Below are 15066 nucleotides of genomic sequence, written 5' to 3'. Positions count from 1 at the left end.
TGCTAGACCCAACCCTATGGACGTATCCGTCATCATCGTAAACTACAACACCGAAAAACTGATTCTCGACTGCCTGGACAGTCTGTACGCCAAGACCGAAGGCCTCTCGTTCGAGGTGCTCGTGGTCGACAACGCCTCGCCGGTCCGGCCCACCCTGCTGCCCGACGACCGCCGCATCACCTTCCTGCCTTCGCCCGAGAACCTGGGCTTCGGAAGGGCCAACAACCTGGGGGCCTCGCATGCCCGCGGGAAGTACCTGTTCTGCCTGAACCCCGACACCCTGCTGATGAACAACGCCGTGAAAGAGCTGTTCGACTTCATGGAAGGACACCCGGAAGCCGGCGTCTGCGGGGCCAACCTCTACAAGGCCGACCAGACCCCGGGACATTCCTACGAGATGCGCGAGCCGGGCATCCTCCAGGAGCTCATCAACTCGCGGTCGTGCACCATGACCCGCTTCAACGAAGACTTCAACGCCGGGACGGCCCCGAAAGAGGTGCCGCACGTGGTGGGCGCGGCCCTGATGATTTCCAAGGCCCTCTTCGACCGCATCGGCGGCTTCGACAAGGACTTCTTCATGTACCTCGAAGAAACCTACCTGTGCTACCAGGTCAGACAGCTGGGCTACCGCATCTACAACGTCCCCACTTCCCGGATTATCCACCTGGAAGGACAGAGTTTCACCCTGCGGACGCACTACGAAGACTTCCTCTTCGACGCACGCCGCACCTACTACACCAAACGGTATGGCCGGGCCTACTACCACCTCAGCAACCTCCCCTACGCCCTCAATGCCCTGGCCAACTTCCTCTACCTGCGGCTGAGGGGAAAGAAAAACGAAGCACAAATCTGGCGCTACCGGCTGCAGAAAGTCGGCCAGCCCGCTAAACCTTCTGCCAAATGATACCCAAAATCATACATTACTGCTGGCTGAGCGGCGACCCCGTTCCCCAGAACCTGCAAGACTATATGGCCACGTGGAAAGCCAAACTCCCCGACTATGAGTTCATCCTGTGGGACCGGAACCGTTTCGACCTCCATTCTTCCGAATGGGTGCGGCAGGCCTTCGAAGCCCGTAAATATGCCTTCGCGGCCGACTACATCCGCCTGTATGCCGTCTACCACTACGGCGGCATCTACATGGACATGGACATCGAGGTGGTCAAGCCCTTCGACGAACTGCTGGACAGCCCCTACTTTTTCGGCTACGAAAAGGAAGACGGCATCGAGGCTGGCATCTTCGGGGCGGAAAAGCACCACCCCCTCCTCAAACAGTGCCTGGACTACTACCACGACCGGAACTTCATCGACGCACAGGGACGCATGAGCATCACGCCCCTGCCCGAAATCATGTACAGCCTGCTCTCGGCCGACCACCGTTTCCAGAAACGGACCACCCTGAAGCTGGCCGACGACCCGCAGACCGTCTACCTCTTCCCGAACGACTACTTCACGGCCAAGTCCTACACCACCGGCAAGGTCACCCGCACACGGAACACCTACACCGTCCACCATTTCGCGGGCTCGTGGGTGTCGAAGAGCAGCAAGCTCAAGAAAAACATCTACCAGTTCATCCGCAACAACCCCCTCCTTTTCTGGGTGTACAACCGCAGTTACAAAAAAATCAAGAAAGAATGATCCGTCTCTCCCTCATCGTACCCGTCTACAACGTGGAACGCTACGTGGAACGGTGCATCCGTTCCCTGGAACAGCAGGACATCCCCCGCGAGGACTATGAAATCATCGTGGTGGACGACGGTTCGCAAGACCGCTCCATCTCCCTGGTCGAACAGCTCAGCCGGGAGTTCTCCAACCTGGTCCTCGTGCACAAGCCCAACGGCGGACTGAGCTCGGCCCGCAACTTCGGCATCCCGCATGCCCGCGGCAAATACATCTGGTTCGTCGACTCGGACGACTACGTCGAGAGCCGGGTGCTGAAAGACCTGCTCGACCAGGCCGACGCCCTCGACCTCGACCTGCTGGCCTTCAACTACTGCGACATCTGGCCCGACAAGAGCCCGGCAGGCTTCAACCCCTCCCGGCAGCCGGTGGGTAAGGTCATCTCGGGCGAGACCTACATCCGCGACTACCCCGTGGGCATCAGCGCCTGGTTCTTCCTCGTGCGCAGGGAGCTCCTCACCCGCCATGCGGTGCGCTTCACCGAAGGCATCATCCACGAGGACTACGAGTTCACCCTCCACCTCTACAAATACGTCCGCCGCATGACCTTCCGCGATGTGCGAGTCTACAACTACTTCCACCGGGAAGGCAGCATCACCACCACCCGCGGCTACCAGCAGGTGCTGAAATCCATCCGCAGCTGGCAGAAGATTGTCGAGATTGAAAGCGCCCGCTACACCTCCGACAGCTCCTACGACCAGGCAGCCCGCCAATGGGTCGACACCCACAAGTTCTTCAGCATCAACCGGCTCTTCTTCGGCCGCATCCCCCTCTCCCTGAAACAGGAAGAGTACCGCCGTCTGTGCCGTCTCGGTGCCTTCCGCATCGGCCGCACCCACCTCAACCTCGAACGCCGTCTGCGGTGCCGTCTGCTGTGCTGTCCCTGGTTCTACACCACGTTCATGCGCTGCTTCACCTCCACCCAAGCATAAAAGATACCCATGTACATCTATCCGCTCATCTTCTTCCTGCTGTCGGTACTGCTTTTCATCGACTTCTGCCGGGTCCGCCAGCGCAACTTCGTCCTGTCGGCCATCGCGGTCTGCATGGTTCTCTTCATCGGTTTCCGGGGCGAGAGCGGCACCGACTCCATCAACTACATCACCTTCTTCAACGACCAGACCGACACCCTCTGGCAGTGGAACAACGAAGAGAAAGGCTATGCCGAACACGGCTTCTACCTCCTCTCCGTCCTCCTGAAGAGCATCTGGAACAACATCGACTTCTACTTCCTGGCCATCTCGGCCCTCACCGTCAGCTTTCTGGTGAAGAGCCTGAAGGAGTTCTCCCTCTATCCGCTGCTGGGCTTCTGCACCTACTACGCCCGCTTCCTCATCATCCGCGACATGAACCAGATCCGTCAGGCCCTGGCCATGGTCATCCTCATCTACGGACTCAAGTACCTCCTGGAAGACCGGAAACGCACCTTCCTGTGGTTCCTCTTCTTTGCCTGCATGATGCACTACAGCTCCGTCATCGTCCTGCCCTTCGTCTTCCTCTACAAGTTCCGGCTGTCGATGCGGCAGGTCCTCCTGCTCGTGGCCGGAAGCCTCGTGGCCGGAGTGGTGGGCGGCATGCTGCTGAAACTCGTGCTCGTGCAGACCGGGTTCGGCATCTTCCTCCGCTACATCGGCACGGAGAACCTGGGCATCCTCAACCCCGTGCTCTTCTTCCAGCTCTTCCTCTGCCTGGCCTTCTTCTACTTCGAGCCCCTGCTCAAGGACCGGCAGAAAGGCTACTACCTCATCCGCAACGCCTACCTCTATTCCACGCTCCTCCTGCTTCTCACCTGCAACATGGGAGAAATCGGCGGACGACTGGCCACCATCTTCGCCACCTGCGAGATTTTCATCATCCCCGCCCTGGCCCTCGTGGTCAAGCCCCGGGCCTGCGGATACTTCATCTGCTGGTTCCTCACGGCCCTGCTGTTCCTCCTGAACTTCCAGAAGCTGATGCAGGAACCTGAATTCTGGAACTATTTCACCTCCTAACGCATTTTCACTCACGCTATGCACATCGCCTATATCGTTCCCAAACTGGCCAACAAAGGCCCGGTCATCGTGGTGCTGGAGCTGGTGCGCCAGATGCTCCGCCACGGCCACACCTGCAAGGTGTTCTACTTCGACCCGGAACAGGAAATCCAGTTTCCCTGCCCCGTAAAAAGAATCACCTTCTCACACGCCATCGACTTCCGTCCCTTCGACATCATCCATACGCACGGCCTGCGTCCCGACTGTTACGTCTTCGTCCACAAGCCGCGTCACTGCCGGGCCGGAGTCCTCTCCACCCTGCACAACTACATCCTGGCCGACTTCTCCTACCAGTACAACCCCTTCGTGGCCTACACAGCCGGCAACCTCTGGATGTGCATGCTGTGCCGCCACGACAAGCTCATCACCCTCACCCGCAACGCCCTCCAGTACTACACCCGCTGGTTCAAGCCCGAGAAGCTGGCCTGCGCCTACAACACGCGCACCCTGCCGGAAGGACTGACCGTCACGGCCGACGAGGAAGCCGCCATCCTCCGTTTCAAGGGCAGCTCCCCCCTCATCGGCGTCCACGCGGCCCTCACCCCCCGCAAGGGCATCGACCAGCTTATCCAGGCCCTGCCCCTCCTGCCCGACTACAAGCTCATGGTGGTGGGCGACGGCAAGAGCCTCGAACCCCTCCGTCAGCAGAGCCTCGCCAACGGCACCTCTTCCCGCGTCTGGTTCACAGGCTACCGGAAAGACGCCTGCCGCTACCTGCCCTACTACGACATCTACGCCCTGCCCAGCCGCAGCGAAGGATTCGTCCTCACCCTCATCGAGGCCGCCCTCTACAAGAAGAAAGTGGTGTGCTCCGACCTCCCCGTGTTCCGCGAAGTGGTGGACCGCACCGAAGTCTCCTTCTTCCAGCTCGAAGACATCCCCTCGCTGGTAGACGCCATCCGCCGCGCCCGCGAAGACGACAGCCTCGGCGAGCACCTGTACCAGAAATACCTTCAGGCCTTTTCGCCCGAGATATTCTACCAGACCCACCTCGCCATCTACCAGTCCGTACTCGAAACCAAAAAACATTCATAAAGACCCTATTCATCCATGTCCTCCCTAAACCATATTCCATTTTCCGTGTTGCTGTCGGTCTACGCCAAGGAACAAGATTCCTGCCTGCGTGAAGCCCTCGACAGCCTGTTGTGCCAGACCCGTCAGCCCGACGAAATCATCCTCGTGGAAGACGGCCCCCTGCCCGACGTCCTGACACAGACCATCCGGGAATACCAGCAGCGGTGCCCCCTGCTCCGCACGGTGAGCCTGCCGCGCAACCAAGGCCTGGGAAACGCCCTGAACGAAGGCATCCGCCACTGCCGCTACGACCTCATCGCCCGCATGGACACCGACGACATCGCCCGTCCCGAACGCTTCGAAATCCAGCTGAAGGTGTTCGAAGCCCATCCCGAGATAGACATCTGCAGCGCCTGGATTGAAGAATTCGAAGGCAGCCCCGACCACCTTCTGGCGGTCAAGAAGCTGCCCGAGACCCACGACGAGATACGCGCCTACGCCCGTCACCGGTGTCCCGTGAACCACCCCGTGGTGATCTACCGCAAGCAAGCCGTCCTCCGTGCCGGCGGCTACGAAGGCTTCCCCGAAGACTACCGCCTGTGGGTCAAGATGCTGATGACCGGCGCCCGGTTCTACAACGTGCAGCAAAGCCTGCTCTACTTCCGTTTCTCCCGCAGCATGATCAAGCGGCGGGGAGGATGGAAATACGCCCTGGCCGACATCCGCTCGCAGATAGATTTCTACCGTATGGGCCTCTTCGGCCTGCCCACCCTGGCCTACAACATCCTGGTTCGCGGCACCGTGCGGCTCACGCCCAGCGCCCTCCGGCAGTTCATCTACCAGAAACTCTTGCGTAAATGACAGAATTCCATTACTTTTACCACCCAAAACCACTCATAGAATGACAGAAGACCCTCAAACACAGCAAAAGGAAGAAAAGGAAATGAAAGAAATCGACCTCTTCGCCATCTTCCGCAAATTATATGCACAACGGAAAAAGCTCTACAAGGCCGTAGGCATCGGCCTCGTGGTCGGCATCGTGCTCAGCTTCAGCCTGCCCACCACCTACAAAGTCAACGTCAGCCTCTCGCCCGAGTCGGGACTGACCGCCACCAACGGCCTCTCCGGCCTGGCCTCCATGTTCGGCCTGGGCAACGTCTCTACCGGCTTCGGTGAAGACGCCCTGACCTTCAACATGTTTCCCGAGATTGTCAAGACCAACCCCTTCGCCCTCGAGCTGCTCCAGATTCCGGTCAAGACCCGCGACGGCAAGGAAAGCCTGCTCTACGACTACCTCGACACCCAGCGGAAACCCTGGTGGACCTACGTGATGAACGCCCCGGGCATGGCCGTGGGAGGACTCATGTCCCTCTTCCGCGACGAATCGGAAGACACCACCCGCGCCGCCATCGACCCCTTCCAGCTCACCCCGGAACAGAACGAGCGCATCGGCATGCTCAAGGGCGTGCTCAAGGTGAAGACCGACAAGAAGACCAACATCACCGAGGTCAGCGTGACCCTGCAAGACCCCCTGGCTACCGCCATCGTGGCCGACAGTGCCATCAGCAAGCTTCAGGAATACATCACCGACTACCGCACCCGCAAGGCCCGTCAGGACTACGACTTCCAGCTCCACCTGTGCCAGCAGTACCGCAAGGAATACTTCGCTGCCCAGCAGGAATACGCGAAGTTTGCCGACGCCAACCGCAACATCGTGCTGCAGACCGTGACCACCGAGAAAGACCGGTTGCAGAAAAACCTGACCCTGGCCGAACAAATCTACAGCCAGTCCATGGCCCAGCTCCAGGTGCTCCGCGGCAAGCTGCAGGAAGCCAAGCCCGTGTTTGCCGTGGTGGAACCCGCCACCGTGCCCCTGGCTCCGGCATCGCCCAAAACCTCGATGCTCGCCGTGGCCTTCGCCTTCCTGGCCTTCCTGGCCGAATCGGGCTGGATTCTTTTCGGCAAAGACCTGTGGGCCCGCGTCCGGAATGAACTGAAAAAGAAAGACTAAACTCTAAATTCGCATAATGAAACTACGTACCCTTTTATTACTCAGCCTGCTGTCGGGAAGCGCACTGCACGCCCAGACAGCCGACTCCACCTCATTTGTCTACCGCGTGGAACTGGGCGCCACTGCCGGCAGCGGCACCTACGCCCCCCTCTGGTTCACGGGCAACCGCTACGGACTGTCGAGCGTACAGCCCAACTCCGGCTACCTGCTGGCCGGCATCGCCTACGAGAAACAGTTCCCCCGCGACTGGCGCATTGAAGCCGGACTGGACCTCACCGCCGCCGTCCACCACGCACAAAACGTGGCCATCCATCAGATATACTCCGATTTCTCCTGGAAGAAGCTCACCCTGAGCATCGGCAGCCGCGAGCGTGAAGGCTTCCCCCTCACCAAGAACACGGCCCTCAGCAGCGGCATGCTGGTAGAAGGCCCCAACACCCAGCCCATTCCCCAGATAAGGGTGGAGATAAAAGACTACCTCCAAGTGCCGGGCACCCGCGGCTGGCTCGCCTTCAAGGGCCACCTTGCCTACGGCTCCTTCACCGAGAACGGGTGGCAGGAAGACTTCGTACGTCCCGGACAGACCTTCGTGAAAGACGTGCTCTACCACAGCAAGTCGCTCATGCTGCGCCTGGGCAACAAGGAAAAGCTCCCCCTCGAACTGGAGTTCGGCATCCTGATGGCCACCCAGTTCGGCGGCGACCAGTACCTGAAGCACGAAGACGGCAGCACGGAGAAAATCGTCGACATGCCCAACGACCTGAAAGCCTACTGGAAAGCCTTCCTTCCGCAGTCGGGCGGCACGGAAACCCCCGAAGGCGAACAGGTGAACGTGGAAGGCAACATGCTGGGAAGCTGGAACTTCGCCCTCAACTACTACCTGGGTGAATGGAAGTTCCGCGCCTACCTGGAGCACTACTTCGAAGACCACTCGCAGATGTTCTGGGAATACGGACGGTGGAAAGACGGCCAGCTCGGACTGGAAATCACCTTCCCCCGCAACCGCTGGATTACCTCCGCCGTGTGGGAAAGCCTCTCCACCAAAGACCAGACCGGTCCCCTGCAGTACGACAGCTTCTGGGGCCAGTTTCCCGAATACCAGATCAGCGCCAACGACAACTACTACAACCACTACATCTACGGCGCATGGCAGCACCAGGGCATGGGCATGGGCAATCCCCTCCTTCCCGGTCCCGCCTACAACGAGAACCACGAAATCACCATCCGCAGCAACCGTGTCAGGGCACAGCACCTGGGCCTGAGCGGCCAGCCCACCTCCGAATGGGGCTACCGCGTACTGCTCTCGTTCGTCCGCCACTGGGGTACCTACAACAACCCCCTCGACAAGCAGCGGAAACAGTTCAGCTCCCTCTACGAAGCCACCTACACCCCCTCGTGGGCCAAAGGCTGGAGCGCTTCGCTGGCCCTCGGACTCGACCGCGGCAACTACCTGGGCAACTCCACCGGAGGCATGCTCACCGTCAAAAAAACAGGTATCATCTTTTAATCCCCCATTGAAATGAAAAAAACATTCTACATAGGACTTTGCCTTACCCTGCTGACCCTCCTGTGCCAGGGCTGTCAGAAAGAACCGCTGAACAGCGACATCGAAGGCCACTGGCAGCTGCTGGAGTTCACCACCAAGGCCGACGGAGTAATCCATCCGTGCGAACGCATCTACTACAGCATCCAGCTCTGGGTGGTGGAAGTAGCCGAGAAAGAAGGTCCGCTGCAAGTCTCCCCCTTCCGCGGACGTTACCAGTACGATGCCTCCACCCAGACCATCCAGATGACGGAGATGAGCACCTACGCCACTCCCGAGAACACCCGTCCGGCCGAAGTCTGGGAGTTGCAGGCCTACGGTCTGAACAACGTCAACACCACGTTCAAAGTGCTGGAATCCGGCAAGAAATACATGACACTCGAATCCGATTACGCCATTCTGAAGTTCAAAAAGTTCTAGGAATCCCCCAAATAAAATCAAAAGAAAACAACAAAAACCCCGTACCGCCAGTAGGTGATACGGGGTTTTTTCTTATCTTTGTCATTGATTCCTTTTTTATAAAAGGGAAGTACGACCACTTTTGAATATCAAACCATCACGAATTATGTTGTTAAAAGAAGTTCACATAACAGGCTTTTGGGGTAAATTCAGATTAGACTGGGAACTGAACGACACAGTCAATATCTTATCCGGCATCAACGGGGCAGGAAAGACTACACTGTTGGATGTAATCTACTCCTTGACAACACCTACAGAAATAAACATGGACATCCTGCGAAAAGTAAAGGAAGTCCGCCTAGTCTTTACGGAAGGCTATTCCATAGAATACAGCCGGCCGTCAGACACCACCTCTTCACCGTTCATCTCATACAAGCAAAACGGACAGGCTATCACCCGCCAGCAATATCTAGTAAACGTCAAAACAACAGCCATTTCCACTTTCGACGGCACGATGCCCAGTCTGGAAGATTACCAGAAGTACATCCTGCTGAGAAGCGACAAAATACGTTCGGAACTGGATTGGGATGTGGAACGAAGTCTGGACTTATATTATAGATATGTCAACGGCATCTCACAGGAAGTAGAAAAAGCCATCCGGGAAAACAACCTGACCGACCTTTCCAAATACTACCGTAAAAAGAACAAATTTCTGGAACTGATGAACGAAATGTTCCAGTCCACCCGTAAAACCATCTTCGAATCAGGAAACGGCATCGAGTTCAAGCTGGAAGACGGCACCCTCATTCCGGCCAGAGATTTGTCTTCCGGCGAAAAGCAACTGCTGATTCTTATGATTGGCGCACTCACTGAGAAAGAAGAAGAATTTATCACGTTCTGGGATGAGCCTGAGATTTCACTCCACATCGACTGGCAGAGAATGCTTATCCGAGTCATCCGCACGCTCAATTCCCACAGCCAGCTGATTATCTCCACCCATTCCCCTTCCATCATCTACGAAGGGTGGGAAAAGATGGTTGTTAACATGGAGGACCTGTTGAAATGACCCGACTCACAGAAGCAAATACGTCAGCAGAAATCGGGTTGAGTCGTTATTTTCGTCCCTATACGGAGAAAAGAGACCTGCTCGTACTGGTAGAAGGAGACGATGATGTCTTCTTCTGGAAAAAGATATTGGAATACGCCAAAGACAAATATGCCAGAATCGACGTACATACGTTAAAGTTGCCAGATGCGGAGAGCCACGGCACGGAAACCGACCGAAAAGGTAAAAGAAGCCTGATGGAGGACGTACACGACCTGGGACCGTCGAAAGTAGTAGCCGTCGACATGGATTATGACCATATCGTCAGCGGATACCACTCCTACTCCGCCCGCATCGGACACGACCCTTGTGTGCTGCATACAATTTATTACTCCATGGAGAATCATAAACTGTATCCCGACATCCTACAGAAATACGTTTCTGAAATCACACAAGAAGAGCCCGATTTTGATTTCGATTCTTTGGTCGCGTCTTTTTCCACCCTCATCGCCCCCTTTTTGCGGCTTATTATAATAGGTGAGCGCAAACGGGCCGACAATACACTGAACGAGTCGGAAAAAGAACTACTCAGCATCAAAGGATTCCGGGCAGACATTGCCAACCTGAAATTCACCAGAAAAGACGGCGACAAGGAGACAGCCGCATGGCTGGAATACATGAACGGGAAATACGGCCCTCTGCTGGAAAAATACCACACCGCCACGCTCAGCCTGAAAGAAGAGCTGACCGCCTCCATGGGTATTTCAGAAAAAGACTATTGGAAACTGCTGCAAGGACATACCCTGGCCGGCTATTTGCTCAGAGTGCTCAAGGACATTGCAGCAGAAATACAAGAAAGAAAAGAAAAGGAAACCATCGAAAAACTGACAGATAAAAGCAAAGTCCGAGAAACGTTAAAGCAATTTCGTGACACCTCAGGCATCGGTTCCATGAAAATGCACGAATACGTCAAACTGGTTTTCACACAAAGACCGGTTCTCTCGGAGAACGACCCGGGCATCCCGCTCATCCGTCAGCAAATAGACAGGATTCCGGCAAAATAGAAAATATTTTTATAATCACAAAGGTATCATCAGATGGAAGCCAAAAAAGAAGCGCATTGGTATGCCTTCTACGTAAGAATGCACCACGAAAAGAAAACCGCCGAGAAACTCGGCATGTCTGGAATTACCCATTTCCTCCCTATTCAGGAAGTGGTACGCCAGTGGAGCGACCGCAAGAAAAAAATCCAGCAGGTCGTCATCCCCATGCTCATCTTCATCCGCACCGACGAGAAACAGCGTGTGGAACTTCTGCAGCGCATGCCCTCCCTCACCGGCTGTCTCATCGACCCGTCCACCCGCCGGCCGGCCATTATCCGCGACGAAGAGATGGACCGCTTCCGCTTCATGCTCGACTATTCCGAAGCCACCGTACACTTCCAGAGCGAACCGCTGGCCCCCGGCGAGACCGTGGAAGTCATCAAGGGCCCCCTCCAGGGCCTTCAGGGCGAGCTTGTGGAACTGGGCGGACACTCCCAGGTCATGCTCCGCATCGACCACCTGGGCTATGCCATGGTAGAAATCCCCGTGGGCTACGTGAAACGGTTATAACCCCTTTTTCTTCCGCTGCGCAATCACGTGGTCGAACCACAGGTGCAGCAGCGTCCACGTTGCCACGTCGATGACGAACACCAGCGTGTTGTTCACGTAATGGATGGCCACCATCGTAAACGCACAGAAGCACACCGACATCAGCTGGATGGTCACCATCGCCCGGCGCGGCGAGAACCCCATGGCCAGGAACTTGTGGTGGATGTGCGTCTTGTCGGGCATGAACAGCGGCTGCTTGTTGCGCGCCCGGCGCATCACCACCCGCACCACGTCCAGACACGGCACCAGCAACACGCTGAACGAAATCAGTACCGGACTGCTCTTCACCATCAGCAGCATATCCGGCGTGTACATACAATATTTTATGACGAAAAAGCTCAGGATGAATCCCAGCGTCAAGCTGCCCGTGTCGCCCATGAAAATCTTGCGTCCCATGTCCGCATTTCCAAACACGTTGTACGAGAAGAACGGGATGATTACCCCCACGCTCACGAACGCCAGCATGGCATAACACCACAGCTGCAGGTACACGAACACCACGCCGAACACCACCAGCGCCACCATGCTCAGTCCCGAAGCCAGTCCGTCGATGCCGTCAATCAGGTTCACCGCATTCGTGATGAACACCACCAGCAGCATGGTGAGCGGAATCCCCACCTCCACCGGAATCAGGTAGATGCCGAACAGTCCGTAGAAATTGTTGATATACAGTCCCGAAAGCGGAAACATCGCCGCCGAGACAATCTGCACGAGAAATTTCTTGCGGTAGCGCACCCCCACCAGGTCGTCGGCAATGCCCAGCACGTAGAGCAGCGTCAGTCCCCCCATCAGGAAGAGGAACTCACACAGCAGCATCTCCGCCCGTTCCACCGAGACCGGCCCGTTGCCCGTGATCAGGCGCACCGCCGTGAAGACCGAAAGCGAGAAGAGGATGACCGGGAAAAACGTCACCCCGCCCAGGCGCGGCACAGGCCGTTTGTGGATTTTCCGTTCGTTCGGTTCGTCGAACAGCCGTTTGCGCAGCGAAATAATCAGAATGTTCGGAATGATGATTCTTCCCAGGATGACCGCGGCTACAAAAGCCAGAATCAGAATATATAAGTTCTCCATGTTAGTCCGTTCGTATGTTGATAGTTTTGCAAAGATAGGAGTTTATTTCGAATCCTGAAAGTTTTTTCCCTTCCTGTCCACACATTCCCCCCTTTGGGAAACACATTTCCCGGACCCTCCGCCACCTCGGCAGAAAGATCCGGGAAACACCCTTCAGTTACAAGTCCGTAGCCACGTCAAAGCACGGACACGCCTTCGTCCACTCTTCCGGTTCCACCACCCCGTCGCCATCCAGGTCCGGGCTCAGGTCGCGGTGTCCCGTCACCCGGGTGATTTCCGGGAAATCCTCCTTAAGCACCCTCACCAGGATTCGCAGCGAGCGTTTCTGCAGTTCCGTGCGCGTATCCGCCGGTCTGCCCTGCCCGTCCAGTCCCCCTTCGTAGGCAATGCCGATGCTCCGTTCGTTGTAGCCCCGGGCATGCGCCCCGACCCTTTCCACCGGCCGCATCGTACAGATTTCGCCGTCCGTGCGCACATAATAATGATATCCGCAGCATTTGAACCCCCGTTTCCGGTGCATCTTCGTCAGCTCGGAAGGCGAGAGCGGGTGGTCCGCTCTCGTTGCCGTGCAGTGAATGACAATCATGTCAATTTTTCTCATCACAATTTCTCTTTTTTCCGGTCAGGATGCAGAGAATGCATTGCAGCACCCTGATTACAATCCATTTTACCCTAATCATGTTCATTCTCTCTAGCTACCTATTGTCCGCTTAAGCCGACATTTCCTCCGGATCCTCTTCCTTCTTCATGTACTTCACCGGCACCTTTTCGAAAGCCAGGTTGTTGATGGCCTCCTGCATGATGGTACCCGGTCGGAACAGCACGCGCACCCGTTCGATGAGCGAGTCGTTGTAGAGCTCTTCCGTTTCCGCACCTCCGCCGCTCAGGCTCAGCTGCAGCGAGCCCAGTTCGCCCAGGCGCACGATTTCGCCGCCCTGCAGTCCTTCCGACACGATTTCCTCCAGTGCCGTCAGCACCGCCATCACGTCGGCACGGGTCACGGTACACATCTGGTGGATACGTTCCGAGATTTCACGGATGCCCATTTCACCTCGGGCCTGCGACTGCGCATAAAACTTCTTTTCACCACTTTCACGATCCGACGGGTTTACACGCCCCACTACTGAATAAGTCACTGTTTTTTTCATACTTCTTTCTTTTTTAAGTTAAACCTGAAAACTATCTCTGTAATCCGGTCCGTGGCGCCTTCCTTTCCGATTACATGACAAAGATACGACACCGGGATTCCGCCGTTGTAGAAGTACGTAGCGATTCGCAGACATTTGAAGAGAAAAAATTTTCGTTCCCGTCTAGAACAGCTCCAGTTCGATGCACGAGTTCGGTTTGCTCGCCTCCCCGTGCCGGTTCTTGGCCAGAATCAGTCCGCTTTTCCGTCGGTCGCGCTCACTGCGGCACAGCATCAGCACCATGTCGGCATCCTGTTCGATGGCCCCGCTCTCCCGCAGATGCTTCAGTTCCGGCCGCTGGTTGAACGTCTGCTCCACCTGCCGGTTCAGCTGGCTCGCCACGATGACCGGGCATTCCAGCGAGCGGGCCAGCGTCTTCAGCTTGCGCGAGCACTCCGCCACCTCCTGTTCGCGGTTGCGTCCCGCCCGTTCCGTCACCCCCAGCAGCTGCAGGTAGTCCACCACCACCAGGTCCACCCGGTAGCGCGAATGCACCATCCGAGCCTCCGCACACAGCTGGTCGATGCCCAAATACGCCTTGTCGTCCACCAGCAGCGGACAGTTGTCCAGTTCGCGGGCCTGACGGAACAGCTCATCCAGTTCCTGCTGCGTCACCCGTCCCCCTTTCACCTTCGCATACAGTCCCGGCGTGCGCATCAGCAGCAGCCGTTCCCCCACCTCTTCGCTCATCATCTCCAGGGTGAACAGCAGCACATGATACCCCCTCGAAGCCGCCTCCATGGCAAACTTCAGTCCCAGCTGCGTCTTTCCCATGGCCGGTCGTCCCGCCGTGAAAATCAGGTTGCCCGGCTGCCATCCTCCCGTCATGCGGTCCAGTTCCGGGATGCCCGTGGGGATACCCGTCACCCCGTTCACGCTCCGGCTCACCCGGTCCATGATCCGGTCGCACGTCTTCTTCATCACCGACTTCATGTCCTGCAGGTTGCTCCTCAGCGGCGACCTTTCCAAGACCTCCTCCACATCCTTCTGCACCCCCATGATCACTTCGAACACATCCTGCGTGAGGTCGCCCACCTCTCTCATCCGCTTGTACAGTCCTGCCAGCATCCTCCGGCGCAGATACAGCTCATACAACACATGCACATGGTTGTCCACGAAGACCCGGTTCGCCACGCCGCCCGCCACCATCGTCACGCCATACGGCCCGCCCGCCTTTTCCAGGCAGCCCATCGTCCTCAGCTCCTGCGTCACCAGAAGCAAGTCCGCATCCATGCCCTTGGCCATCAGCGACCGCAGTGCGACGAACATCACACGTATCGATTCAGAATAAAAAAACTCAGGTTTCAGTGAGGGTCCCAGCCTTTTTGCCACAGCCGGGTCGAACATCAACGTTCCCATAACCGCCCGTTCGATTTCCAGGTCATACAACTTCTCCAAGCCCAGTCCAGCATAGTCCGTTTTCATACATCAAAA

Annotated in this window: 16 protein-coding genes; 12 read left to right on the top strand and 4 right to left on the bottom strand. The window is 56.9% G+C overall.

The genetic code is table 11. The features are described 5' to 3' along the window. The first annotated feature begins 16 nt into the window (after positions 1–16). The 12 genes from OCV81_RS04665 (at position 17) to OCV81_RS04610 (ending at position 11335) form a co-directional block, all read left to right on the top strand. Positions 17–904 carry a glycosyltransferase family 2 protein gene (locus OCV81_RS04665; protein WP_022353451.1) on the top strand — a complete coding sequence of 296 codons (888 nt, stop codon included), beginning with the start codon at positions 17–19 and terminating at the stop codon, positions 902–904. Further along, a complete protein-coding gene (locus tag OCV81_RS04660; protein WP_148328824.1) occupies positions 901–1638 on the top strand; it encodes a glycosyltransferase family 32 protein in 738 nt (245 codons plus the stop codon). The genes OCV81_RS04665 and OCV81_RS04660 overlap by 4 nt, the downstream gene beginning before the upstream one ends. Next, on the top strand, positions 1635–2612 hold the full coding sequence (locus tag OCV81_RS04655) for a glycosyltransferase family 2 protein (RefSeq protein WP_148328822.1): 978 nt from the start codon (positions 1635–1637) through the stop codon (positions 2610–2612). The genes OCV81_RS04660 and OCV81_RS04655 overlap by 4 nt, the downstream gene beginning before the upstream one ends. Positions 2613–2621: 9 nt before the next feature. After that, positions 2622–3671, top strand: coding sequence for an EpsG family protein (locus OCV81_RS04650; RefSeq protein ID WP_148328820.1), 1050 nt, complete (start codon positions 2622–2624; stop codon positions 3669–3671). Between the two features lie 18 nt (positions 3672–3689). Then, a complete protein-coding gene (locus OCV81_RS04645) occupies positions 3690–4745 on the top strand; it encodes a glycosyltransferase family 4 protein (RefSeq protein ID WP_148328818.1) in 1056 nt (351 codons plus the stop codon). A gap of 15 nt (positions 4746–4760) precedes the next feature. Further along, entirely contained in the window at positions 4761–5585 is an 825-nt protein-coding gene (locus OCV81_RS04640) for a glycosyltransferase (RefSeq protein ID WP_148328816.1), read from the top strand. A gap of 40 nt (positions 5586–5625) precedes the next feature. Then, positions 5626–6735, top strand: coding sequence for a GumC domain-containing protein (locus OCV81_RS04635; protein WP_148328814.1), 1110 nt, complete (start codon positions 5626–5628; stop codon positions 6733–6735). Between the two features lie 16 nt (positions 6736–6751). Continuing rightward, positions 6752–8242, top strand: a complete 1491-nt coding sequence (locus OCV81_RS04630; RefSeq protein ID WP_148328812.1) for a capsule assembly Wzi family protein — start codon at positions 6752–6754, stop codon at positions 8240–8242. A 12-nt stretch (positions 8243–8254) separates the two neighbouring features. Next, positions 8255–8698 (top strand): lipocalin-like domain-containing protein, encoded by a 444-nt coding sequence (locus OCV81_RS04625; protein ID WP_148328810.1) that lies wholly within the window; start codon positions 8255–8257, stop codon positions 8696–8698. Between the two features lie 145 nt (positions 8699–8843). Beyond that, positions 8844–9743, top strand: coding sequence for an AAA family ATPase (locus OCV81_RS04620; protein WP_148328808.1), 900 nt, complete (start codon positions 8844–8846; stop codon positions 9741–9743). Continuing rightward, a complete protein-coding gene (locus OCV81_RS04615) occupies positions 9740–10786 on the top strand; it encodes a DUF4435 domain-containing protein (RefSeq protein ID WP_148328806.1) in 1047 nt (348 codons plus the stop codon). Before OCV81_RS04620 ends, OCV81_RS04615 begins: the two co-directional genes overlap by 4 nt. A 33-nt stretch (positions 10787–10819) precedes the next feature. Beyond that, on the top strand, positions 10820–11335 hold the full coding sequence (locus OCV81_RS04610) for a UpxY family transcription antiterminator (RefSeq protein ID WP_148328804.1): 516 nt from the start codon (positions 10820–10822) through the stop codon (positions 11333–11335). On the opposite strand, the gene OCV81_RS04605 is transcribed toward OCV81_RS04610, so the two are convergent. The 4 genes from OCV81_RS04605 to OCV81_RS04590 all read right to left on the bottom strand — a co-directional run bounded on the left by OCV81_RS04605 (position 11330) and on the right by OCV81_RS04590 (position 15057). After that, the gene (locus tag OCV81_RS04605) at positions 11330–12445 is read right to left on the bottom strand and encodes an MraY family glycosyltransferase (protein ID WP_148328802.1); all 1116 of its coding nucleotides are present in this window, start codon (positions 12443–12445) and stop codon (positions 11330–11332) included. The genes OCV81_RS04610 and OCV81_RS04605 overlap by 6 nt on opposite strands. A gap of 157 nt (positions 12446–12602) precedes the next feature. Continuing rightward, positions 12603–13046, bottom strand: coding sequence for an N-acetylmuramoyl-L-alanine amidase (locus OCV81_RS04600; protein ID WP_022353250.1), 444 nt, complete (start codon positions 13044–13046; stop codon positions 12603–12605). 109 nt (positions 13047–13155) lie between these two features. Next, complete coding sequence (locus OCV81_RS04595; protein ID WP_148328800.1) at positions 13156–13593, bottom strand: HU family DNA-binding protein; 438 nt, start codon at positions 13591–13593, stop codon at positions 13156–13158. Between the two features lie 162 nt (positions 13594–13755). Next, positions 13756–15057, bottom strand: coding sequence for a replicative DNA helicase (locus OCV81_RS04590; protein ID WP_148328798.1), 1302 nt, complete (start codon positions 15055–15057; stop codon positions 13756–13758). Between the last annotated feature and the right edge of the window lie 9 nt (positions 15058–15066).

This window comes from Phocaeicola fibrisolvens (assembly GCF_025567125.1).
GTDB lineage: Bacteria > Bacteroidota > Bacteroidia > Bacteroidales > Bacteroidaceae > Phocaeicola > Phocaeicola fibrisolvens.
The sequence above is the reverse complement of the archived record's forward strand: the minus strand, read 5'-3'. Positions and strand labels throughout refer to the sequence as shown.

What these genes read in the sequence shown, in the direction of transcription:
- OCV81_RS04665 (WP_022353451.1), top strand. Translation starts at nt 17, where the DNA reads ATGGACGTATCCGTCATCATCGTAAACTACAACACCGAAAAACTGATT.
- OCV81_RS04660 (WP_148328824.1), top strand. Translation starts at nt 901, where the DNA reads ATGATACCCAAAATCATACATTACTGCTGGCTGAGCGGCGACCCCGTT.
- OCV81_RS04655 (WP_148328822.1), top strand. Translation starts at nt 1,635, where the DNA reads ATGATCCGTCTCTCCCTCATCGTACCCGTCTACAACGTGGAACGCTAC.
- OCV81_RS04650 (WP_148328820.1), top strand. Translation starts at nt 2,622, where the DNA reads ATGTACATCTATCCGCTCATCTTCTTCCTGCTGTCGGTACTGCTTTTC.
- OCV81_RS04645 (WP_148328818.1), top strand. Translation starts at nt 3,690, where the DNA reads ATGCACATCGCCTATATCGTTCCCAAACTGGCCAACAAAGGCCCGGTC.
- OCV81_RS04640 (WP_148328816.1), top strand. Translation starts at nt 4,761, where the DNA reads ATGTCCTCCCTAAACCATATTCCATTTTCCGTGTTGCTGTCGGTCTAC.
- OCV81_RS04635 (WP_148328814.1), top strand. Translation starts at nt 5,626, where the DNA reads ATGACAGAAGACCCTCAAACACAGCAAAAGGAAGAAAAGGAAATGAAA.
- OCV81_RS04630 (WP_148328812.1), top strand. Translation starts at nt 6,752, where the DNA reads ATGAAACTACGTACCCTTTTATTACTCAGCCTGCTGTCGGGAAGCGCA.
- OCV81_RS04625 (WP_148328810.1), top strand. Translation starts at nt 8,255, where the DNA reads ATGAAAAAAACATTCTACATAGGACTTTGCCTTACCCTGCTGACCCTC.
- OCV81_RS04620 (WP_148328808.1), top strand. Translation starts at nt 8,844, where the DNA reads ATGTTGTTAAAAGAAGTTCACATAACAGGCTTTTGGGGTAAATTCAGA.
- OCV81_RS04615 (WP_148328806.1), top strand. Translation starts at nt 9,740, where the DNA reads ATGACCCGACTCACAGAAGCAAATACGTCAGCAGAAATCGGGTTGAGT.
- OCV81_RS04610 (WP_148328804.1), top strand. Translation starts at nt 10,820, where the DNA reads ATGGAAGCCAAAAAAGAAGCGCATTGGTATGCCTTCTACGTAAGAATG.
- OCV81_RS04605 (WP_148328802.1), bottom strand. Translation starts at nt 12,445, where the DNA reads ATGGAGAACTTATATATTCTGATTCTGGCTTTTGTAGCCGCGGTCATC.
- OCV81_RS04600 (WP_022353250.1), bottom strand. Translation starts at nt 13,046, where the DNA reads ATGAGAAAAATTGACATGATTGTCATTCACTGCACGGCAACGAGAGCG.
- OCV81_RS04595 (WP_148328800.1), bottom strand. Translation starts at nt 13,593, where the DNA reads ATGAAAAAAACAGTGACTTATTCAGTAGTGGGGCGTGTAAACCCGTCG.
- OCV81_RS04590 (WP_148328798.1), bottom strand. Translation starts at nt 15,057, where the DNA reads ATGAAAACGGACTATGCTGGACTGGGCTTGGAGAAGTTGTATGACCTG.